At 50.7% G+C, this 23,001-nt stretch carries 16 protein-coding genes and 1 pseudogene; 15 read left to right on the top strand and 2 right to left on the bottom strand.

Translation table 11 applies throughout. From position 1 onward, the window contains the following. The first annotated feature begins 123 nt into the window (after window positions 1–123). From pheS to GXX34_04125, 13 genes and pseudogenes are all read left to right on the top strand, one after another. Window positions 124–1,146, top strand: coding sequence for a phenylalanine--tRNA ligase subunit alpha (pheS, locus tag GXX34_04185; GenBank protein ID HHW06723.1), 1,023 nt, complete (start codon window positions 124–126; stop codon window positions 1,144–1,146). A 30-nt stretch (window positions 1,147–1,176) separates the two neighbouring features. Continuing rightward, the gene (locus GXX34_04180; GenBank protein HHW06722.1) at window positions 1,177–3,594 is read left to right on the top strand and encodes a phenylalanine--tRNA ligase subunit beta; all 2,418 of its coding nucleotides are present in this window, start codon (window positions 1,177–1,179) and stop codon (window positions 3,592–3,594) included. A 76-nt stretch (window positions 3,595–3,670) separates the two neighbouring features. Continuing rightward, a complete protein-coding gene (locus tag GXX34_04175; GenBank protein HHW06721.1) occupies window positions 3,671–3,958 on the top strand; it encodes a cell division protein ZapA in 288 nt (95 codons plus the stop codon). A 113-nt stretch (window positions 3,959–4,071) separates the two neighbouring features. After that, on the top strand, window positions 4,072–4,674 hold the full coding sequence (locus GXX34_04170) for a DNA-3-methyladenine glycosylase (GenBank protein ID HHW06720.1): 603 nt from the start codon (window positions 4,072–4,074) through the stop codon (window positions 4,672–4,674). A gap of 17 nt (window positions 4,675–4,691) precedes the next feature. Further along, entirely contained in the window at window positions 4,692–5,636 is a 945-nt protein-coding gene (locus tag GXX34_04165; GenBank protein HHW06719.1) for an NGG1p interacting factor NIF3, read from the top strand. Between the two features lie 60 nt (window positions 5,637–5,696). Then, window positions 5,697–8,171 carry a peptidase U32 gene (locus tag GXX34_04160; GenBank protein ID HHW06718.1) on the top strand — a complete coding sequence of 825 codons (2,475 nt, stop codon included), beginning with the start codon at window positions 5,697–5,699 and terminating at the stop codon, window positions 8,169–8,171. A gap of 18 nt (window positions 8,172–8,189) precedes the next feature. After that, a complete protein-coding gene (locus tag GXX34_04155; GenBank protein HHW06717.1) occupies window positions 8,190–10,553 on the top strand; it encodes an endonuclease MutS2 in 2,364 nt (787 codons plus the stop codon). A gap of 209 nt (window positions 10,554–10,762) precedes the next feature. Then, window positions 10,763–11,413 carry a response regulator transcription factor gene (locus GXX34_04150; GenBank protein HHW06716.1) on the top strand — a complete coding sequence of 217 codons (651 nt, stop codon included), beginning with the start codon at window positions 10,763–10,765 and terminating at the stop codon, window positions 11,411–11,413. A 23-nt stretch (window positions 11,414–11,436) separates the two neighbouring features. After that, window positions 11,437–12,867, top strand: coding sequence for a sensor histidine kinase (locus tag GXX34_04145; protein ID HHW06715.1), 1,431 nt, complete (start codon window positions 11,437–11,439; stop codon window positions 12,865–12,867). Between the two features lie 184 nt (window positions 12,868–13,051). Beyond that, window positions 13,052–13,702: a response regulator transcription factor gene (locus GXX34_04140; GenBank protein HHW06714.1), complete on the top strand. Its 651-nt coding sequence runs from the start codon at window positions 13,052–13,054 to the stop codon at window positions 13,700–13,702. A gap of 304 nt (window positions 13,703–14,006) precedes the next feature. Further along, the gene (locus tag GXX34_04135; GenBank protein ID HHW06713.1) at window positions 14,007–14,813 is read left to right on the top strand and encodes a 4Fe-4S dicluster domain-containing protein; all 807 of its coding nucleotides are present in this window, start codon (window positions 14,007–14,009) and stop codon (window positions 14,811–14,813) included. Next, window positions 14,806–16,122: a polysulfide reductase NrfD gene (nrfD, locus tag GXX34_04130; GenBank protein ID HHW06712.1), complete on the top strand. Its 1,317-nt coding sequence runs from the start codon at window positions 14,806–14,808 to the stop codon at window positions 16,120–16,122. Before GXX34_04135 ends, nrfD begins: the two co-directional genes overlap by 8 nt. A gap of 202 nt (window positions 16,123–16,324) precedes the next feature. Then, a pseudogene (locus GXX34_04125) lies at window positions 16,325–16,450 on the top strand (DUF4115 domain-containing protein). A 761-nt stretch (window positions 16,451–17,211) separates the two neighbouring features. Here GXX34_04125 and GXX34_04120 read toward each other — a convergent pair. Both GXX34_04120 and GXX34_04115 read right to left on the bottom strand, forming a co-directional pair. Then, the gene (locus GXX34_04120) at window positions 17,212–17,388 is read right to left on the bottom strand and encodes a hypothetical protein (protein ID HHW06711.1); all 177 of its coding nucleotides are present in this window, start codon (window positions 17,386–17,388) and stop codon (window positions 17,212–17,214) included. 155 nt (window positions 17,389–17,543) lie between these two features. Further along, on the bottom strand, window positions 17,544–20,159 hold the full coding sequence (locus GXX34_04115) for a PBP1A family penicillin-binding protein (protein HHW06710.1): 2,616 nt from the start codon (window positions 20,157–20,159) through the stop codon (window positions 17,544–17,546). A gap of 482 nt (window positions 20,160–20,641) precedes the next feature. Here GXX34_04115 and GXX34_04110 point away from each other — a divergent pair, with 482 nt between their 5' ends. Together GXX34_04110 and yunB are read left to right on the top strand one after the other, a co-directional pair. Then, complete coding sequence (locus tag GXX34_04110) at window positions 20,642–21,883, top strand: tyrosine--tRNA ligase (protein HHW06709.1); 1,242 nt, start codon at window positions 20,642–20,644, stop codon at window positions 21,881–21,883. A 153-nt stretch (window positions 21,884–22,036) separates the two neighbouring features. Further along, window positions 22,037–22,666 carry a sporulation protein YunB gene (gene yunB, locus GXX34_04105; GenBank protein HHW06708.1) on the top strand — a complete coding sequence of 210 codons (630 nt, stop codon included), beginning with the start codon at window positions 22,037–22,039 and terminating at the stop codon, window positions 22,664–22,666. The last annotated feature ends 335 nt before the right edge of the window (window positions 22,667–23,001 follow it).

Below are 23,001 nucleotides of genomic sequence, written 5' to 3'. Positions count from 1 at the left end.
TTTTCTTAACCAGGGAGATAACGCCGGAACTGGGAGCGTTGTTTAAGAAAGACTGATGAAGTTTGCCTAAGCTTTCGTCCCTTGGGATGAAAGCTTTTTATGTATCTAGGGAGGTTTTCAATGATGAAGGAACAACTGCTTAAAATTGCCCAAGAAGCAGAAGGGGAGTGCCGGGCGGCCGCTACCCAAGAAGAGCTGGAACAGATCAGGGTGAAATACCTGGGCAAGAAGGGCGCCCTAACCCAGGTGCTGAGAGGGATGGGCAAGTTAAGTGCCGAGGAGCGGCCGGTGATCGGGAAACTTGCCAATGAGGTGAAAGAGCGGCTGGAAGCCGGTCTGGCGGAACGCAGCCGCGAATTAAAAGCAGAAGCCAGGCAAATGCAGCTGGCAAAGGAAACCCTGGATATTTCGTTGCCGGGCTTACGATTCGCCAAGGGCAGGAAACATCCTTTGACTTTAGTGTTGGAAGAGATCAAACATATCTTTGTTACCATGGGCTACAGTGTGGCTGAAGGACCGGAAATCGAACTGGATTACTATAACTTTGAGGCGCTGAACATTCCCAAGAATCACCCGGCCCGGGATATGCAGGACTCCTTTTACATTTCCGAGGAGGTCTTGTTGAGGACCCATACTTCACCGGTGCAAGTAAGAGTCTTTGAGCAGATGGCGCCCAAGCTGCCGGTGAAAATCATTGCCCCCGGAAAAGTCTTTCGTCGTGACGATGACGCTACTCATTCTCCTATGTTTCATCAAGTAGAAGGTCTGTTGGTGGATGAACATGTGACTTTCAGTGACTTGAAAGGCACCCTTCTCGCCTTTGCCAAGCAGATGTTCGGACCGGATCGGGAGATCCGCTTGCGTCCTAGTTATTTTCCCTTTACTGAACCCAGCGCGGAAGTAGATATATCCTGTATCATGTGCAACGGGGCCGGTTGTAGAGTGTGTTCCAACACCGGTTGGTTGGAGATCCTGGGATCAGGCATGGTTCATCCCCGTGTATTGGAGATGGGCGGCTATGATCCTGAAAAAGTGTCCGGCTTCGCCTTCGGCATGGGTGTGGAAAGGATTGCCATGCTCAAATACGGCATTGATGATTTAAGGCTCCTGTTCGAGAATGACTTGCGCTTCTTACACCAATTTTAGGGAGAATGATGAGAAAAGGAAGGTATGACCATGCGAGTATCATACAATTGGTTGAAACAGTACGTGAGCTTGGACCTGTCTCCGGTGGAATTGGCGGACAAACTGACCATGGCGGGCCTGGAAGTTGACAGTGTGGAATACTTGGCAGAGGGCATTGAGAACGTGGTGGTGGGCCGGATCCTGGCGGTAGAACGTCATCCCAATGCCGACAAACTGTTGATCTGTACCGTTGATGCCGGTCCCCACGGTGAAGCACTCCAGATTGTGACCGGGGCTGCCAATGTGGCACCGGGACAGCTGGTACCGGTGGCACTGGAAGGGGCGGTTTTGCCGGGCAATTTTAAGATTAAAAAGGCGAATTTCAGAGGCGTGCCGTCATACGGAATGCTCTGCTCGGCGGAAGAACTGAGAATTAACCCGTCATTGCTTAATCCCAAGGACCGGGAAGGCATCATGATCTTGGGGGACGATGCGGAGCCGGGGATGCCCGTTACCGAGTACCTAGGCCTGGAGGATTATGTGCTGGAAATAGAACTCACGCCGAACCGGGCCGACTGTTTAAGTATGATGAATGTGGCCAGGGAGGTGGCCGCCATCAGCGGGAGTGCCCTTCATTTGCCTTCCATGGATCTTAACCAATTAGAGGGTTCACTCCCGTGTTCGGTACATATCGAGGCAGAAGACCTGTGCAGCCGGTACGTGGCCTTGATGGTGGAAAACGTCAAGCTGGGGCCATCGCCCAGGTGGATGCAGCAGCGCTTGATGGCCAGCGGCATGAGGCCGATTAACAACGTTGTTGACGTCACCAACTACGTGATGCTGGAAACTGGGCAACCGCTGCATGCCTTTGACTATGATACCATTCAGGGTCGCAAAATCATTGTCCGGCGCGCTTATCCCGATGAAAGGATGTTGACTTTAGACGGCGTAGAGCGCAGGCTGGACCCTGACATGCTGCTCATCGCCGACGAAAACAGGGCTATCGGTGTTGCCGGCGTGATGGGCGGGTTGGAAACGGAGATCACGGATGCCACCAAAACGGTGCTGTTGGAATCTGCCCATTTCGATAATGTATCCATCAGAAATACTTCCCGGAAATTGGGCTTGCGTTCCGAGGCTTCCAGCCGTTTCGAGAAAGGGGTAAACCGGGATGGCTGTTTATTTGCCGCCATCAGGGCCGTCCGGCTCATGGAAGAAATCGGTGCAGGGACCGTCACCATGGGTAAGATAGACGTTTATCCCCGTCCCTGGGTGGCCCCAAAAATTACCTTGCGTACCAAGCGGACCAATCAAATACTTGGTACCTCCCTTAGCCAAACTGAGATTAAGGATTTGATCGGCAGGCTGAACTTCACCCTCGTAGCGGAAGACGATGCATCCATGACTTACCTTATTCCCAGCTACCGCCAGGATATTGCGAGAGAAATAGATTTGATTGAGGAAGTAGCCCGGCTGTACGGCTATAACAAGATCCCGGTGACAATGCCTCTCAGCGATATGAGTCCGGAACAAAGCAAGCCGCTGCAGTCGTTGGAGGAGGATGTGAAGAATCTGGCGGTGAACCTGGGACTGACGGAAGTGGTTACGTACAGCTTTATCAATCCCAACAGCTGGGACAAACTGAGTTTGCCGGAAAACCACCCGTGGCGTCATACGGTGAAAATAGCTAATCCGCTGTCCGAGGATCAAAGTGTCATGAGAACCAGCCTGCTGCCGGGGTTGTTAAGTGCAGCCGAAAGGAATTTCAGCCGGAGGCAGCAAAACGTGGCGATTTTTGAGGTCGGCCGGGTCTATTATCCAGGGCAGGAGCCCCTGCCGGACGAGCGCTTGCAGTTGGGGATCTTGGTCAGCGGGCAGTCTAATCCGGGCTGGGCCTGGCCGGTACAGCAGTTTGATTACTATTACCTTAAGGGGATGATAGAGCAGCTGCTGGAGAGCATTGTCGGTGAGGTAGTCAGCTACGAGCCCCTACGGGATCATCCGGTATTTCATCCGGGAAGAGCCGCGGCAGTAGTCTATCAAAACCAGGTAATCGGCGCCTTTGGCGAGCTGCACCCGGAGGTACAGGATAATTATGATTTCAGTCAAAGAGTATACGTTGCTTATCTGGACCTGGTTGACTTGTGCGCCATTGGCAGGAAAAAAGTCCGCTTCAAGCCAATACCCAAGTTTCCCAGCACGGAACGTCATGTGGCCATACTGCTTCCTGATCAGGTAAGCGCTGCAACCATCGGGGTCATTATCAAGGAGATTGGCGGGAACTTAGTTAAAAGCTATGAACTCTTTGATGTCTATAAAGGACCCCAGATTCCCGAGGGCTGGAAGAGCTTAGCATACGGTATTACCTACCAGCATCCGGAAAGAACCCTAACTGATGAAGAAATCAACCGGCTCCATGAAGAAATCAAGGCAGCCATTAAGGAGCGCTTGGGGGCCCAGTTCAGATAATGTCGAAAGATGGGAAGGATTTTCCTTAACCCTAGCGAAAGAATAGCATGAAGACCTGATACAGGAGGTCGGTGCCGTGGCAGATGACAGTCGGGCCAAAAAGCGGGTAGTGGTAACGATTTTTGACCAGGAATATGTGGTCAAAAGTCAGGAAGAGGAATCATACGTTCAGGAATTGGCATCGTACTTAGATAGAAAGATGCGCGATATTAACAGGAAAAGCCCCCATTTGTCTCCCCACAAAGTCGCAGTGCTAACAGCCCTTAATTTGGTCGATGAACTGTTCAAAGTACAGAGGGAATATGAGGGGCTGCTGGAGCTAATTGAGCAGACAAAAAAGAGCACCAGAGCCGAAATTGTTTAATCCTCACGTCAGTGAGGTTTTTTGTTGACGGTTTTGGCCTGTACCATGCAGGATGCTTATGGTCGTGGTGAGCAAAAACTGGTAGGAAGCGAGGGCTTTAATATCGTAAACTTATGGTTAGCCTAAGCACAGAACTTAGAGATAGATTGCCGTTATCTTTTTATGAAAGAGAAACGGTCTTGGTGGCGAGGGAACTGCTGGGATGTTACCTCATCCACCGTTCTCCTGAAGGAATAACAGCCGGGCGGATTGTGGAGACGGAGGCTTATCTCGGACAAACGGACCCGGCCTGTCATTCTTACCGGGGCAAGACGGAGCGCTGCAAGACCATGTTTGGTCCCGCCGGTCGAGTTTACATCTATTTGAGTTACGGTATCCATTACTGCTTCAATATCACCACCGACGAGCCAGGCATTCCGGCGGCGGTATTGCTGCGGGCTTTGGAGCCGGTGGAAGGAATTGCCCTCATGCAAAAGAGGCGGGGCAAGAATAAGCTGGTGGAATTGTGCAGCGGGCCGGGCAAGTTGGCCCAGGCCATGGGGTTTAATCTTAATCATGACGGCTGCAGCTTGTTTCAGGGTATCATTGAAGTATATGGGGGAGAGCTGAGAACCGGGGAAGAAATAGTTACTACCACTAGGATTGGTATCAGTAAAGCTGCTGATTGGCCCTTGAGGTTTTATTTGAGTAATAATCCTTTTATCTCAAGAAAATAAAGCGAGAGGTGTTTGGGATGCTCTTAAAAGAGATTTATCAACTGGCGGTCCAAATGGGCATGGAACATGACCCGCGCGGAATCGAAACGGTTAAAGCCCTGCTGGAGGAAAACCGCAAGAAATATGAGGAAATGAAAGAAGAAGATAAGAAGTTTTACGACTTGGACCAGTTGGAAAACCCCTATAGTGATACCCGTGTCCTCCATGGCTCTCCGGACCTGCAGGTCAAACGAGTTTTGGCCGGCATCGATATTGAAGTGGGGGAAGTGCTCCTGGCCGACCGGTTGCAAAATGTCGATTTGATCCTGGCGCACCACCCGGAAGGAACTGCGCTGGCTGCCCTCCACGAGGTCATGCACCTGCAGGAGGAATACATGGAGCGTTTTGGCGTACCCATCAACGTGGCGGAAGGAATGATGAGCAGCAGGATTAGCGAAGTGAAAAGAGGCATCTCGCCTCTTAATCACCAAAAGGCAGTGGATGCCGCCCGGCTGCTGGGAATAGCCTTCATGTGCGTGCATACCCCGGCGGATAACCTGGTGAATGATTTCTTGACCAAGCTCTTTGCCGAAAAGGAGCCTAAGAAGGTAGGGGATATCCTAAAGATCCTGAGGGAAGTGCCGGAATATGCACAGGCCACTAAACTGAATGCCGGTCCGCAGGTTTTCGTGGGCAGTGAAGAAAGACGATGCGGCAAGATCATGGTAAATATGACAGGCGGTACCAGCGGATCCGAAAACGCCTACGAAAAACTGGCGCAAGCAGGAGTGGGAACCATCGTAGAAATGCATATGAGCGAGAAGCACCGGAAAGAGGCAGAAAAGCACCATATTAACGTAGTGATCGCCGGGCATATTTCCAGTGATTCCCTTGGCATGAACTTGTTCCTGGATGCCCTGGAGGCACAAGGGATTGAAATCCTGGCTTGTTCCGGTTTGCTCCGGGTCAGCAGAAACAACTAAGAGGAGAAAGTAGGAACCAGAGCAATGCTTGTACCGGAAATCCTTGCTCCAGCAGGTAACATGGAAGCCCTTAAAGCAGCTTTGGCCACTGGTGCCGACGCCGTGTATCTAGGCGGCAAGCTGTTTAATGCCCGTCACTATGCGCATAATTTCGATGATGGGGAACTGGCGGAAGCGGTCCGGCTGGTCCACCGGTTCCGGCGAAAAATCTATGTGACGGTGAACGTGCTGCTGCACGACCGGGAATTGGAAGAGGCGCTGAAATACCTCAGGTTGCTGTACGACATGGGGGTTGATGCCGTCATCGTACAGGATTTGGGGTTGGTGTACCTGGTCAGGGCTGCACTGCCCCATCTAAAACTGCACGGCAGTACCCAAATGACCATTCATAATCTAGACGGCGCCAGGTTCATGGCTGATCAAGGTCTAGCCAGGATCGTCCTGGCCAGGGAATTGTCCTTGCACGATATTCAGGCGATACGCGGCGGTTGCGGTTTAGAACTGGAAGTGTTTGTGCACGGAGCTCTTTGTTTCTGCTATTCAGGGCAGTGTTTGATGAGCAGCATGATCGGCGGGAGGAGCGGCAACCGCGGCCGCTGTGCCCAGCCCTGCCGCCTACCTTACCGCCTGCTGGAAACTTCCGAAGGTGAATTGCCTGCGCCCGGGGATTACTTGCTCAGTCCCAAAGATTTGTCGACTATAGATCTCTTGCCCCGGTTGGTTAGGAGCGGAGTCCAAGCCCTGAAATTTGAAGGCCGCATGAAAAGACCCGAATACGTGGCAACAGTCATCCGAGTGTACCGGGGTGCTTTGGACCGCTGCCTGTCAGACCCGGAGAATTATCGCGCGACAGCGGAAGAAAAAAGACAGCTGGCCCAGATATTCAACCGGGATTTTACCACCGGTTACTACCTGTTTAACCCAGGAGCCAATCTGATCAGTTACCAGAGGCCCAACAACCGGGGTGTGTACCTGGGCCGCATTGGCAGCATCAACCGGCGCCAAGGGTTGGCTGAGGTAAAATTGGAGCAGCCCTTGAGCCTAGGTGACGGCATTGAATACTGGGTATCAAAAGGCGGCAGAACAGGAGTGACGGTTAGAAGGATCATCCTTGACGGCAAAGAGGTGACCCGGGCCCCGGCCGGGAGTAGGGTGGAACTGGAAGTTCCCACGGGGGTGCGCAGCGGGGACCGGGTTTTCAAGACCCATGATGAGGAATTAATTCGCTTAGCCCAGGCCAGTTATACCCGGGCCTTCCGCCTGCCGGCGGAGCCGGTAAGAATGGTCGTATCGGGGGCTGTAGGAAAACCGTTGGAGTTAACGGTCTGCGATGAGGCAGGTCATGAGGTACAGGCAAGAACCGGTTTCCTGGCGGAAGAAGCCAGGACGCGGCCTTTAACAAAGGAAGTTCTGGAAGAACAATTAGGGCGGTTGGGTAATACCGGTTACGTTTTGCAAGAATTGGAGTTGAACCTGCCCGGCAATTTGATGGTGCCTCTAAGCGAACTCAACGCTCTCAGACGTGCAGCCGTGGAACAATTGGATACGGTGAGAAAACCAATCAGGAAGCCGGTGGATGAGGGACGTTTTCAGAAATCCCTTGCTGAAATCCGCCGGGGCCCGGTGAAGCGGCGGCCCAGGGTGCCCCGGCTGGCCGTGGCTGTGGGTGACCCTGTCTCTTTGGAAAAAGCCGTGGCCGGTGGAGCTGATTATATTTACATCGGCGGGGAGTATTTCCGCAGCAAAGCATGGAAAGCTGGAGATTGGCAGGCCCCGGTGAGGAAGACAGTAGCCCGGGGAGTGAAGGTGTATTACGCCTTGCCGCGCCTGTGGCTGGAGAGTAATGCACCTCTCATAGAGAAACTGGCCCAAGAGATCAGGCAGTTGCCTGTGTCCGGTTTGCTGGCGGGCAATCCGGCCGGTTTGCAGTGGGCGGCAGAGCGCTTTCCCGGCTTGCCGGTTATTCTGGATTATCCATTCAATATATTTAACGCCTACAGTGTAAAATTTGTGTCCGAAACAGGTATTCAGGGCGTCACTTTATCGCCGGAATTGACTTTTCAGGAAATCAGTGAATTAGCCATACCTGAAGACGTCGAGTTTGAAGGTTTGATTCACGGGTCCGTGCCTTTAATGGTCTCGGAACACTGTGTGGTGGGGTCCGTCGCGGGACACAGGACGGAAAAGAACTCCTGCCGTAGTCCCTGCCGCTGGGGAAGTTTCTATTTGACAGACCGGATGAACTACCGGTTTCCGGTAGAGATGGACCAGTTTTGCCGGATGCATATCTTCAACTCCCAGGACTTGTGCTTGCTGGACCAGCTGCCCAAGTTTTATGAACTAGGTTACCACCGGGTTAGGATCGAGGCCAGGCGAGAATCGCCCGCATATGTGGGCCGGGTGGTGGAGGTATACAGGGAAGCTTTGACTGACTTGAGCCAAGGGCGGCACCACCGGTTAGAGAGTTTGAAAGGGAGTCTGGAGAAGCTATCTCCCCGTGGTTTTACCAAAGGGCATTATTTTCGCGGCGTATAGGAAGGCGCAGGTGAGAAGATGATTTATTACAGCACGGAAAAACTTGAGTTGCCCAAAATCATATCACGGTTGGAAGAACAATGTGCCACTGCATTAGGTAAAGAACTGGTTCATGAGCTGGCGCCCAGCAATCACTTACCGGAAATTAAAAGATGGCAGCAAGAAACCACTGAGGCCTGCGACTGCCTTCGTCTTTACCCAGGCTTTTCTCTGGGCGGCATCAGGGATATTCGGGGGCACCTCTGGCGCGTTAGCAGAGGAGGAGTCCTGTCTCCCCACGAGCTGCTTGAAGTATTGGACACACTTCAAGCCAGCAAAAGGTTGAAAAAGTTCTTTGCCGGGATCAAAGAGGGATTTCCCACGCTTAAAGCCATTGCGCAAGGGTTGACGGATTTCTCCGGGCTGGAGAGGGATATCAGTCATGCCATCAGTGAAGACGGCAAAGTCAAGGATGACGCTTCACCCACTTTATACCGCCTGCGGCGGCGCAAGCTGGAACTGCAAGACAACATCAAGCGAAAGTTGGAGAGTATCATCCACTCGGGCGAATATCAAAAAATGCTGCAGGATGCCTTGATCACCATCCGCGGTGATAGGTACGTCATTCCCGTCAAGCAGGAGTACCGGAGCCGGTTTCCCGGACTGGTCCACGACCAATCAGCCAGCGGCGCTACCCTGTTTATCGAGCCGATGGCCATTGTGGAGCTCAACAACGAGCTCCGACAGGTTCAGTTGGAAGAAAACCGGGAAGTGGAGGCTATCCTGGTGACCCTCTCGCAGAAAACCGGCAGTTTTGTGCCTGAATTGGAAGCGACCCTAGAGGCATTGGGGCGGTTGGATTTTGTTTTTGCCAAAGCCAAGTTAAGCTATACCATGAACGGGGCGGAGCCTTCTTTTAATACATCCGGTTTCTTGCGCCTTGTCAAAGGACGCCACCCGTTGATTAGCGGCAGGGTGGTACCCTTGGACTTGGAATTGGGTAAACACTACCGGACGCTGGTAATTACCGGACCGAATACCGGCGGGAAAACCGTAGCCCTGAAGACTGCCGGGCTGCTGTGTCTGATGGCCCAGTGCGGGCTTCACATCCCGGCAGAGCCGTCATCGTCAGTGCCCGTCTTTGACAAGATATTTGCCGATATCGGTGATGAGCAAAGCATTGAGCAATCGTTAAGCACCTTTTCCAGCCACATGAAGAACCTGGTCTTTATCGTCAATGAAGCCGATGCCAATAGCCTCATCTTGCTTGATGAACTGGGTGCCGGTACGGACCCGGCAGAGGGCTCAGCTTTGGCTATGGCTATTCTAAGCACCTTGCATGGGAGAGGTGCAAGAATTATAGCTACCACCCACTACAGTGAATTGAAAGCTTTTGCTTACAGCAGCCCCGGGATTGAAAATGCCAGTGTGGAATTTGATGCCGTTAGCCTGAAGCCCACTTATCGATTGTTGATCGGGACACCGGGACGAAGCAATGCTTTTGAAATTGCGGCGCGATTGGGATTGGACCCGCAAATCGTGGAGCTGGCCAGGACCTACATCACCAGGGATGAACTGGAAGTAGGGGCTCTCTTGGAGGATCTGGAGGCCCGCCGGTTGCGTTTGGAGAAAGAGCAGGATGAAATGCAGGTCTTGCGGGCCGAAGCAGCAGCTTTGAAGCAGCAGTTGGAAAATGAAAGAGAAGCACTGCACGAAAAAGAATTACAGATCCTGGATGAAGCCAGGCAGAAAGCGAAGCTGATCATAGATGAAGCCCAAACGGTTATGCGGTCTTTGATCAATGATATCCGGCAAGCAGCCAAATTGCGAGAGCGGCGGGAGCAGGAGAGAGCCATCGAGGAGGCCCGCCGGAAATTACACGAATTTAAAGAAAAGACTCTGTCTGCATTAGAAAGCACCAGCAAGGAATATCAAAAAAATGCGCCGGCCACCGTCAGTCCCGGCGAACAGGTCATGCTGGTCAAGCTGAGACAAAAGGGTGTCGTTTTGGAACCACCGAACAGCCAAGGGGAGGTGCTGGTGCAGGTGGGGATCATGAAAGTGCAGGTGCCCTTGCACGAACTGCGTTCTATGGAAGAGGAACGGAAAGAGCAGTTGACCGGCACCATTAATAAGCTGGTGATGCATAAGTCCCGGCAGATTTCGCCGGAATTGGATTTGCGAGGCTGCACCGTTGACGAGGCATTGGCATTAACGGAAAAATATCTTGACGACGCCATGCTCAGCAGTCTATCCACCATTTACCTCATCCACGGCAAAGGTACCGGGACGTTGAGAGCAGCTATTCATGAGCTGTTGGAATCCCAGCCCCAGGTGAAAGGGTTTCGATTGGGACATCCTCATGAAGGGGGCGCCGGTGTTACTGTGGTGGAGTTCAAGTAAAGCCCGGTTCAATAGGTCTTGCCCGGCCAAGGCATAGTGAGCCGGGCTTTTTGCTCTAAAGAAAATGTCCCGAAAAACTGGGGACAGTTTAACCTATACATAAATAGGATGACCCGGCTATAATATAACTAACATAATAGTAAGAATTTTCAGAAAACAGGGGACAAATTTCACAGTGGGTTTGGAATGACTAAAGGGGGAGGGTGGTCATGGAACGGGTGAAGGTGCTCATTGTTGATGATCATGAAGTGGTTCGATATGGATTGTCCCTGTGGTTTAAGCAATATGATTACCTGGAAGTGGTAGGAGAAGCCAAGAGCCTGACCGAAGCCATGCAGATGATGGAAAAGCATCGCCCCAGGATAGTGATCATGGATGTCAGGTTGAAGGACAGCAGCGGCATCCAAGGCTGTGCGGAAATAACCAGCCGCTACCCGGGAACCAGTGTAATTATGTTGACGTCCTTCGGCGATGATGATGTGTTACTGGAATCCATTAGGGCCGGCGCTAAAGGCTTTGTCCTCAAGGATGCAGGCAATGAGGAACTGCTTAAAGCGGTTGATGCCGCCATAAGGGGGGAATCCATGCTGGATCCTACGGTGACCGGGCGGTTATTGGAACACTTGCGCAAGTCCCCCTTGGAAATCACTGAAGACAAGGTTAAGCTGACGAAACAGGAAAAAAAGGTGCTGGCTTTGATTGCTCAGGGGATGACTAATAAAGAAATTGCCAGGGAAATATTCTTGAGCGAAAAAACGGTGCGCAACTATGTCAGCAATATCCTCAGCAAACTGAATCTGAGTAACCGTGCCGAGGCTGCCGTCTGGGCAACCAAGAACAGGATGTATTTGAGACAATAACAAGGACGGGGAGAAATAAAACAGTGAGCGTTTTTGACAGCAAAATGATCGTGCTGTATTTTGCCTATGGCCTGTCTTTTTTTACTATGGCCTTGGTTATCGCCTTTCAGGCGAGGGAAAACAGCAGCTTTGTATTGGCTAAACCCATATGGTTGTTGGCCGGCTTCGGACTGTGCCAGGCTTTTGCCGAGTGGGCCAAAGTTACTAAACTACTCCATATGTATGGTATTGAATTGTTAAGTATTACTGCCCTGCACTTGTTGGATGTGCTGGCCATTGGCATTTCTTTTTTGTTCTTGTTCTTGTTCGGCAGTCATCTGGTGGTTGATTACCTTAAGAAATACACTTATTTAAAGTATGTTCCTTTAATCATAGCTGCGGGATGGGTAGCGAAGTTTATTATTATGGACTTCCTGTTGTTCCCCCTGGCCAGTTTCAAAATGTGGGCGGCATACAGCACCGCCTGGGCCCGGTATTTAATGGCCTTTCCGGGAGCGATCCTGGTTACTGCAGGGCTCCTCCTACAGCTGCCGGAACTGAAAAAGCTGGACTTAAAATCTGCTTACTACAATTGCCAGGGGGCAGCATTTGCTTTTGCCGCTTACGGCTTCTTATCCGGCCTGGTGACTTTCCCCGTTGACTTTTGGCCCGGTAATGTTTTAAATACGGAAAGCTTCTTGCAAAGGACCGGATGGCCGGTGCAGTTCTTTAGAGCAAGCTTTGGGTTATTAATGGCTTTTACCGTCATCAAAACTATCAACATCTTTAATGTAGAACAGCAAAAACGCCTGGAGGAAGCAGAACGCTTAAGTGTGCTGGTGGCGGAACGGGACCGGTTTGCCAGGGATTTACATGACGGGATAATTCAATCCATCTATGGGGCGGGCCTCATCCTGGATGCCAGCCAGGCTATGCTAAGAAAGGGAGAGCTGGGTAAAGTTGATGAGCATATGGCTCAGGCAAAGACAAAGCTAAACGAGACCATAGCGCAACTGAGGGATTATATTAGAGACTTGCAAAAAGGCCGGGAAACCAAAGGTAATCTCAAGCAAGTCTTGCTGCAATTAATCCATGAATTCCGCAAATTTTCCATGACACCGATTGATTTTGAAGATAACTTGAAAAAGGATCTTGTATTAACTCAAAAACAAGACAAAAACGTCTACCATATCATTCAAGAAGCCTTGTTCAACGTGGTGAAGCACGCACAAGCTACGAGAGCCAAGATTACCGTGGAAGAAGGAGAAAACCGGGAGATCATCCTGCAAATTATCGATAACGGGAAAGGTTTTGACTTTGGAAAATGGCAAGCCGGTGGCTCTGTTGACCATAAGGGACTGGCCAATATGATGTTCAGGGCCCAGCGGATTGGAGGCCGCCTGACCATTGATACTGATCTGGGACGGGGAACGACGGTGACCCTGGTCTTCCAGGTGGATGAAGGACAGGAGTAGGGGACAATGTACCTGTATAACGGGCAGGAAAAGCCCGTTATTTTTTGTGCAAATCTCTAAATGTCCCGGGGACCTGACACCAATCCCATGATGATGGTTGCACCTAAAGTTTTCCTCAAAAGGAATGCTATAATTTAATAACGTTATCTGACCGGTGAAAAACCTGCAGAGGGGGGATTCGCTGATGGAGAAAACCAAGCTTATCATTGTCGATGATCATGAAGTAGTCCGGTATGGGTTGAGACTATTCTTAGAATCCTATGATCACCTGGCAGTGGTCGGGGAAGCGCAAACACTGGCAGAAACAATTTCCCTCATGGAAAGAGTTCGTCCTAGTATCGTGATCCTGGATGTACTGCTCAAAAATGAATGTGGAATTCAATGCTGCAAGGAAATCATGCAACGGTATCCGGATACCAGAATCATTATTTTGACCTCCTTCGGCAATGAAGAGGTGATATTGAAGGCCATCAAGGCAGGGGCTAAGGGCTTTGTGTTAAAGGATACCGGGAATGAAGAATTAATCAAAGCCATCAATGCGGCCATCAAAGGAGAATCGTTGCTGGACCCGCTGATCACGCATAAGCTTTTGAATCACCTGCGACAAATTTCCGGCCAAGGAACGGGAGCTCAGGTCCACTTGTCGCAGCAAGAAAGAAGGGTATTAGCTCTGCTCTCGGAAGGCCTCAGCAACCGGGAGATTGCCAATAAAATACTGTTAAGTGAAAAAACCGTGCGCAATTATGTCAGCAAAATTCTTAACAAATTGAATTTAAATAACCGGGCGGAAGCGGCTGTTTATGCCGCTAAGCATGGCATCAGATATGAACAGTGACCAACCGGGGAAAAGAGCCCGGAAAAACTTACTAAGAGCAAGGGGTCTTTGGTCATGTGCCGGGGCCGCGGCTTCTAGTAAGTTTTTCTTTTTAAACCCGGGACATATACTGGGATTTTCCCGCAAGTTGGCGTGATAAAGGTCATGGAACCGCCAGAGGCAACAGTAGCGGGCGAAATAAGTACTTTGGACAGCGTAAAAAGGGTACTTGTGACAAGCGAAAAGGTTATGCCGGGCAGGGTATAATGCAGTCAAAGAAACACAATTGAAAAAGAACTAACTGCTAAGGAAGGGGTGATCAATAATGAACACCGCCAGGCGAAAATTCTTAAAGGGATTGGGTCTGGTCGGACTCTCTACCGCTTTGATCCCGGTGCTGGATTTTGATACAGGAGCACGGGCCGATAATACCCAAAGCTATGCCCATCCTAAAATCACCAGGCAATGGGTTCGTATCGTTGACTTGAAGAAATGTGACGGGTGCGAGGGGATGGGATTGGAGTCCCAGTGCCGGGCCGCCCACCGGCAGACTTACCGGACCCGGGAGGGCGAAGAATGGATCGACGTGCAAAAGATTGAAGGTGAGGTGGAAGGCAGCAGTTTCTGGATGCCGATTCCCTGCATGCACTGTGAAAACGCTCCCTGTGTGAAAGTCTGTCCTGTGGGAGCTACCTACCGCAACGAAAACGGCACGGTGCTGGTAGATAACAGGAAATGCCTTGGTTGTCGCATGTGCATGGCGGCATGTCCCTATGACCGGCGCTTTTTCTATTGGGATCACCGGGAACCACATCCGGATGATGATCCGTCGCAATATTCTCCCGAATTCCCCTTGCCGCCGATTAAAGGAACAGTTAATAAATGCGTGCTCTGTGAGAAATTTACCAGGGAAGGAAAACTACCGGTCTGCGTGGCCAGCTGCCCCAGGGGAGCCATGTACTTCGGGGATTTGGAAACTGACGTGGCTACCAATGGCTTTGAAAAGGTATCTATCAGCAAACTGCTGGCGGAAAACAGTGCTTACCGTTACAAAGAGGAATTGGGAACCAGACCGAGGGTATATTACCTGCCGGGTTACGGGCAGGAACAAGGGAGGGACCCGCGTGAGTAGTGTGCAGAACAGGCATGAATTAGAAAGTAAAGTGTTAAGACCATTGATAAACCCGGGCTTCACTTACCAGGCAGTATTACTCGTCTTGGCGGGAATTGTGGCGGTTGGTGTAGTCAATTGGATTGGTCAGTTGAGAGAAGGGTTGATCGTTACCGGCTTAAAGAATCATGCTTTCTGGGGACTATATATCACCACCTTTGTTTATTTTATCGGTATCAGCCTTGCCGGAACGCTGGTATCAGCCGTCTTGCGATTGGCCGGTCAACACTGGCAGACACCCCTTACCAGGATGGCAGAGGTGATCACCGGCTCGGCGTTAATCGGGGCAGTCCTGATGATCCTAGTTGATATGGGTAGGCCGGAACGGCTGCTAACGGTGTTCTGGTATGGGAGAATTGTCTCTCCTCTCATCTGGGACGTGATTGCCGTTTCCACTTACCTAGCCGGCAGCCTGTTCTATCTATATGTTCCTATGATTCCGGATTTGGCGCTGTGCCGGGACAGATTGAAAGCCTCAGTATCACCCTTGCGGCACAAGATTTACAGCATCCTGGCATTGGGTTGGCAGGATACTCCCGAGCAAAGAGCTGCTTTGGAAAAAGCGATGCGGGTGATGACTATTGTCATTGTGCCGGCAGGAATTGCGGTGCATTCCGTCACGGCTTGGCTATTCGGTATGACCCTGCGCTCCGGTTGGGATAACGCTATTCTGGCACCATATTTTGTCGTCAGCGCATTTTTCTCTGGTACTGCCATGGTAGTAGTAATTATGGCCATCTATCGTAAATGGTTTAAACTGGAAGAGTATTTGACCCCGGGTCATTTTACCAAATTAGGATGGTTAATTGTTACCATGGCGATCATATACGGGTATTTTAACTTTTCGGAGCTCTTAACGGAGGCCTACAAGCTCAAAGGGGATGAAAAAGCATTTTTGAGCATGTTTTTCACCGGTGTCTTTGCTAAGTACTTTTGGCTGTTTATAGCAGGCAGCATTCTCATTCCCATTTTCTTAGTCGTTTGGTCCAAAACCAGGAATGTGGTCCGCATCACCATGGCAGGTTTGCTGGTGGTAATCGGTGTGTGGTTTAAACGATATATCTTTGTTATTCCCAGCCTTATGTTTCCGATGACGCCCACGTATGAGAATGCTCCGTTGTACAGTCCCAGTTTGGCGGAATGGTCTATCACTTTAATTGGTTTGGCAGGCTTCCTGCTGATGATTGGGTTGTTTTTCAGATATTTTCCGGCCATGCCTGTTTGGGAAATGGTGCGGGAAAGAGAACGGGCTTTAGAAGGGGGTGAATAGGGTGACCATTAAAAGAGGGACAATCGCTTTTCTCATAGCTGCGGCCTTGATGATTCTGTTTACAGCGGCCAATGCTTCTGCCACGGGCGTGTATTTCCAACAAATACCGCCGGGCTATGAACAAAGCTGCGACTTGTGTCACAGCCAGATACCTGCGCTGAATGCCTTCGGTGAGGAGTTTAAAGCTAACAACTATGCTTTTCCGGTGGCGCAAGACAACTCCGCTGAACCGGCGGCAGCGGGAGAACCACCGGCAGCCCCTGAGCCCGCCGGTCAAAGTGCTCCTGCGGCCGCAGCTGCCGTGACGGATAGTGCCCATGCCGCAGCGGAACAGGCTGCTGCCGGTGTTTCCACCATCGTTTCAGGAGAAGAAGGGCAGCCTGCCGCTGGCATGGCGGTGACACCTGAGGAGCTGGTTTTAGGTGCGGAAGAAATTGATATCCAGCTGGTATTGCCTTCCGGTGTAACACGGGGAGACAAAATCCAGTTACACGCTGAAGTAAGGGTCAACGGGAATCCCGCCCCGGGCAAAGAAGTGGTGTTCTTCCAGGAAACTGATTTCTTTGGACCGGGAAGGGTGGAACTGGGCAGAGCTGTGACCGACAACCAAGGTGTTGCTGCAATCAGTTACTGGCCCAGAGCCCTGGACAATGACATTAGATTGTTTGCCGGGGTTGCAGGTGGCGCTGAAACCGGCTGGGTTGAGGCGGAAGGGATTCTATCTCAAACGGTAACGGGACCTCTGGTCCAACCATTTGAAGGTCTGTTTATACCTTTCGTCGGTCCCTGGATGCTGGCTATCGTAGTGGGTATCGTGTGGGCGTCATATTTGTACGCCGCGTTTAAGGTGCTGACCATTGCTAGATTAGGCAGGACCAGAGAGCAAGAAGTATTGCGGGAACAAAAATCCCGTCGTCAAGCCTATGCTTAGAACATGCATAAGTATGGCCGCGCACCTGAGCAGGTTTTGCCATGTATTTGATGCCGGTCACCTGCCGGCTTTGAAAAGGAGGGAAGCAAAATGTTCTTTTGGTGGGCGATTAGGGTTTTGTCGTTTATGCTGGGGTTCTGCACGGCAATATACCTGGTTTATGCAAGGCTAGGTCGGAAGGTATCCGCATTGACTATTCTTCTCACGGTAGCGTTGGGTGTGGTGTTCAGTCTGGTCACCGAATTGGTAATGATTTCGGCGGTGTGGCCGCCGGTAACGGTGACGTCTTGGGTGATGGTTGCCATGTTGTTGACGATAGTTGCGTTCGTATTCATGAGTGGGACCAGCAGAAAGGAGCTTGATCAGTAACAGTTTCTCTCCGAAATGGCAGGAGTAGGGTGTGAAAAGTGCCTATAGTGGAGGCCGGTCCCGTCCAGGAGACCGGCCCAAGTGTATAGTTTAAGCCCGGCGTTAGCCGGGCTTTCCGCGTTCAGTGAATAATCACGGTAATCTCGTTGGAGGGAGTGCTCAAGTTGTTATCGTCGATGGCAAAGACCCGGTAGTAATAAGTCTGCCCCTTTTCCACTTTGCTGTCTTCGAAAACGGTTTCCGTGGTTAGACCGATACTGTAGCGGGTAGGATTGTCTTTCGTCCAGCGCTCCACGGAGTACACGATACCGCCTTGGCTGCCCACACTGTTCCAAGACAGGACTACCGTCACCTTCCCGCCTTCTTCCCGTATCTGGCCGCCCAGAGCCGGTGCTTCAGGACCTGTGGGCGGAGAAGTGGCAGCAGGCTGTTCCCCGTTTTCAGCTGGGTCCCTGCCATGGCTGTGAGGGTTTTCCTCAGGCCGGCCCGGGTCTGTGAAATTTGTATCCGGCGGCCAACCTTGTCCGTAGGAATGAACCGGGCAAACCGCCGCCGGCAGCTCCAGATCAGCGTCTTCCGGAACTCCCAGGGTAGCATCATAAGGAATGGGTCTTTTGAGAAAGATACCGGTCAACACATTTGGACAGTGGGGTGAAGGTAAATAGCCGCTGTCAGCGCAAACTTGAGCCTCTACCCAGACATTTGATTCTTCCTTGGGTACATGGTCCTTGTGAAAGATTTCGTTGATCACGAAGGGGGCAGGAGTTAACCCGCTGGGCAGCAGCCCTGACTTCGCATCAACAGTACGGTAAACAATGTTGGCTGGTTTTTCAAAATCTACCACCGGCACGTCTTTTAATGCTTCTTCCATAACCGCCTTCCAGATTTGTGCCGGGTACCGGCCGCCATAGATTTGATTCAGGTAGTGCTGGGCATCGGTTTTATCATAACCCATCCAAACCACCCCGACATATTCCGGCGTGTAGGCCGCCCACCAGGCGTCCATATTGCCGGTCTTGCCCTTAAATTCGGGTAGATCGGGAAGCTGAACGGTACCTGTCTTGCCGGCCACCGGCCTGTTCATTTTGGCCCTGGTGCCGGTACCGGATTGCACTACGGATTTCAGCATGTCGGTCATCAAGTAGGCTGTTTCCTCACTCATGACCACATGCTGGCGAGGTTTTGCTTCATAGATCACATTGCCCTGGTTATCGACAATCTTACTCACTGCATAAGGCTCAATACGTATGCCCTTATTGGCAAAGGCCCCGTAAGCAGATGCTATTTCCAAAGGGGAGAACCCGCGGGTTACACCACCCAGCGCCAGGCTTAAGTTGCGATCCGCGTCGGTCAACGACAAGCCCAAACGGCGGCCAAACTCCAGCCCGGCGTCAACTCCGATGGTGTCCAGCATTTTGACAGCCGGGATATTAACAGAGTGTTTAATCGCCTCCCGCATGGTGATGAGTCCTCTCCAGCGCCCGTCGTAGTTCCTTGGCTGGTATGGTTTACCCGGGGCAGGATAAGAGACGGGTACGTCATCAATGACGGTGGCAGGCGAAAAACCTTTTTCCAAGGCCGCCCCGTAGACTACCAGGGGTTTGATCACGGAACCGGGGGATCGCTTCATCTGTGTTGCCCTGTTTAACCCGCGCAGGGTTACATGTTCCCGCCCGCCGATGATGCCCAGGATCTCACCGGTCCGGTGATCCAGAACTACCATGGCACTTTGTACAGGCGTATCGGTTTTGCTCGGCGGGAAGTTGTCGGGGTCTTGGTAAATCTTTTCCATGGTCTCTTGAATATGGGCGTCCATGGTAGTGTAAACATGGAGACCGGAACGGTACAGCTCCATGGGATCAATGCCTAAAGTCTCCAGTATATCCTCTGTTTCTTCAATAGCATGATCAATGAAGAATGGGTAATTATATTGTTGCTGCTGCGGTTTGTTGTTCAAAACGATTTCCTGATTCTTGGCCTGTTCGGCTTCCTCTTTGGTGATATAGCCGTAACGGGCCATTTGGTCTAATACCAAATTGCGCCTGCTTTTGGCTCGATCGGGATTCTTGTACGGGTTATAAGTGGAAGGCCGTTGGATCATGCCGGCCAGCAGAGCGCTTTCGGCCAAATCCAGTTGGCTCACATCTTTACCAAAATAGGTGTGGGAAGCGGCTTGGACGCCGTGGGCACCGTTACCGAAATAGATCAAGTTGAGATACATTTCGAAAATCTCATCTTTGCTGTATAACCGTTCCAACTGGAGGGCCAGAATGGCTTCTTGGATTTTTCTTTCCAGTTTTTTCTCATGGTGATCAATAAAGGCTTTGTTAGCCAACTGCATGGTGATGGTACTGCCGCCCTGGCTGCCCCAGCCGTGACGGATGTTGGCCCATACGGCTCCCGCAATACGATATAAGTTGATCCCGTTGTGCTTATAAAACTGGTGATCCTCGATGGCTAGAAAGGCATGCTTTACGGTTTCCGGAATCTGGTCGAAGGAAACGGGAATGCGGTTTTCCAAAAAGACATTGGCAACTCGTTGTCCATTCCGGTCATAGAAGAAAGTAGTGAGATTAGCTTCAATATTGTCCGGCTGCCAATTGGGCATATTGCGGACGACGCCGGCCACAAAACCAACACCTACGCCGCCGCCAATGATCAGGCCCAGTAGGACTATTAGTAAAATCAGGCGTTTAATATTCAAACGCCGGCGTTGTTTCTTTTTTGGTGCAGGCATATTTGGAAACCTCCCTGAACTAGTTTCTAACGGGGCTTCGATGTACACTAACCTTGCTAATTATAACACAATCCAATGGTAAATAGCATCCTGAATACTTGCAGTAATGGACGAACAAATGCTATAATTTACTGCGACAATGAAACCGGAAAAGCGATGACCGGACCAAACCTCATTGCCGCATGGTATTTCAGAGAGCCAACGGCCGGTGTGAGTTGGTTACCATTAATGAGGGAGTTACATCCGGGAGTGCCTTGCCAACACAGTTTTACCTATCTGACGAGCTGTGATATTAAGATGTTCCCTTAAAGGAATTCTGGCTCAGCATTGGACGGCTGCCCCCGTTACCGGGCATAGAGTGGCTTGACAGCAACAAGGGTGGTACCGCGGGTGATACTTCTCGTCCCTTATTATGGATGAGAAGTTTTTCTTTTAATTTTTTGTGGCCGTTGTCAAGGATAAAAAGTGTAGGAGGGTGGAAAATGTCTGTGCATGCTGTTGAGAAAGAAGTGGCACGGCAAATGGCCGTGATTAAGCGCGGCGTTTTTGAAATTATTTCTGAGGAAGAATTAGCCAACAAAATCAAAAAGTCACTGCTCAAAGGTGAGCCCCTGAGAATCAAGTTAGGGCTTGATCCCAGTGCCCCGGATATTCACCTGGGCCATACTGTGGTTTTGCATAAGATGAGGCAGTTTCAGGAGCTTGGGCACCAGGTGATTATCATCATCGGTGATTTCACCGGGCGGATCGGTGATCCCACCGGGCGTTCGGAAACCAGAAAGCAGCTTTCCGCCGAAGAAGTTATGGCCAATGCCAAGACATATCAAGAACAGATTTTCAAGATTCTTGATCCGGCCAAAACACAAATTACATATAACAGCCAGTGGTTGGGACCCTTGACTTTTCAAGAGGTGATTGAATTAGCGGCCAAAACCACCGTGGCCAGGATGCTGGAAAGAGATGATTTTACCAGGCGCTACCACGAGAACCAACCTATAGGATTGCACGAGTTTTTCTACCCGTTAATGCAAGGTTATGATTCGGTCCACCTCCGGGCTGATGTGGAGCTGGGCGGAACCGACCAGAAGTTCAACTTACTTATGGGCAGAACCTTGCAAAAAGAATACGGGCAAGAACCCCAGATTGCCATTACCATGCCGATTTTAGAAGGGCTGGACGGTGTCCAGAAAATGAGCAAGAGCCTGGGCAATTATGTTGGCGTCAATGAACCGCCGGAAGAAATGTATGGCAAGGTGATGTCCATTTCCGATGATTTGATGGTAAGATATTTCGAACTGGTTACGACGGTGACTTTGGAAGAGTTAGAGGATATCAAGAGCAGCTATACCCAGGGAAGGGTGCATCCCAGAGATCTGAAGATGCGTCTGGCCAGGGAAATTGTAAAACTCTATCATGGTGAAGACAAAGCTTGGCAGGCGGAGGAAGAATTCAAACGGGTTTTCCAGCAAAGGGAGCTCCCATCGGATATTCCTGTGGTTGCTCTTGGAGAAAGCCTTTTGGTTGACAATAAGATCTGGCTGCCAAAACTGTTGGTGGAAGCCAAGCTTGTCAGCAGCACCAGTGAAGGAAGAAGACAAATCATGCAAGGAGCGGTAAGAGTGGACGGGGAACGGGTTACCGATCCGAATTTGGAAGTTGCCGTCGACAAAGACTTTGTTGTGAAAGTAGGGCGAAGAAAGTTTGCCAAGATTATCAAGGAATAATGTACTGTGTTTAGGGCCTTACCAATCTTCAGGTAAGGCTTTCTTTTTTTGTATACGGTCTGCTCTGGTAACAATCCTGTCCCGGAAAGCATATATTAACTAATAGTCGGCCTCACGACAGGCGGTTAAGGGGGAAAGGGGCGGTGAACAGGCATGTGGCGACGGAGAAAGATAAAACCGAAAATGGTATTATTAATAATAATTGCAGTCCTGTTTCTTTCCCTGTTTTATGTAGAACGTGCATTGCGCCATACGGTGATCGCATTGGCTGAAGCAGAGGCCGTCTGGCATGCTACCCATGCCATCAACAGTGCGGTACTGGAGGAAGTTTCGGCTAATATCAGTTATGGGGATTTGATCCAGCCGGAAAAGGATATTAACAATCAGGTGATTTTTATGCAGATTAACACCATGCTGGTTAATAGAATCAAATCCGAAGCGGAAATAGCCATTCAAGCCTCCCTCCGCCAGTTGGAACAGAAGAAGATTGGGATACCATTGGGTCAAGTATCCGGCGCGAAGTTATTATCCAATTTGGGGCCGATGCTGAGGGTCGTAGTGGTACCCATGGGAATAGTACATATAGATGTGGAGGATTCATTTGAAGCAGCCGGTATTAACCAGACCAGGCACCGGATTTATTTGAATGTCCGCAGTGATGTCAGAGTGGTTTTTCCTCTCCTGGACAGGGAAGTACCTGTGAAAACCCAAATTCCGATTGCCGATGCGATTATTGTTGGCCCGGTGCCTCAGGTGTATTTGGGTGAATCGCTTTTTAGATAATGCTTGAACAATTCAGAGCTAATTTTAGCTGAATCCTGAACGTGAAGCGGCGGAGCAGGGTTGACACCAACCATCAATTCATGGTATATTATCACTTGCCACGAGGTTGGCACACAAGTCAGAAAACAGCATAAGCTGACACAAAAGTATTGACATTCGGTTTAAAAGGTGGTAAAGTAATAGCTGTTGGCCCACGTTGGTGGGCAAAAATTGGCGACAAAAAAGGGTTGACGCAAGATAACCCGGCGTGATAGAATAAGGTTTGTCGTCACGAGGAACAGGTCTTTGAAAACTGAACAGTGGAATGGAGCACATGCCTAGCGCTATAGGGCTCG

Source organism: Clostridia bacterium, from assembly GCA_012840125.1.
Taxonomy (GTDB): Bacteria; Bacillota; DULZ01; order DULZ01; family DULZ01; genus DULZ01.
The sequence above is the reverse complement of the archived record's forward strand: the minus strand, read 5'-3'. Positions and strand labels throughout refer to the sequence as shown.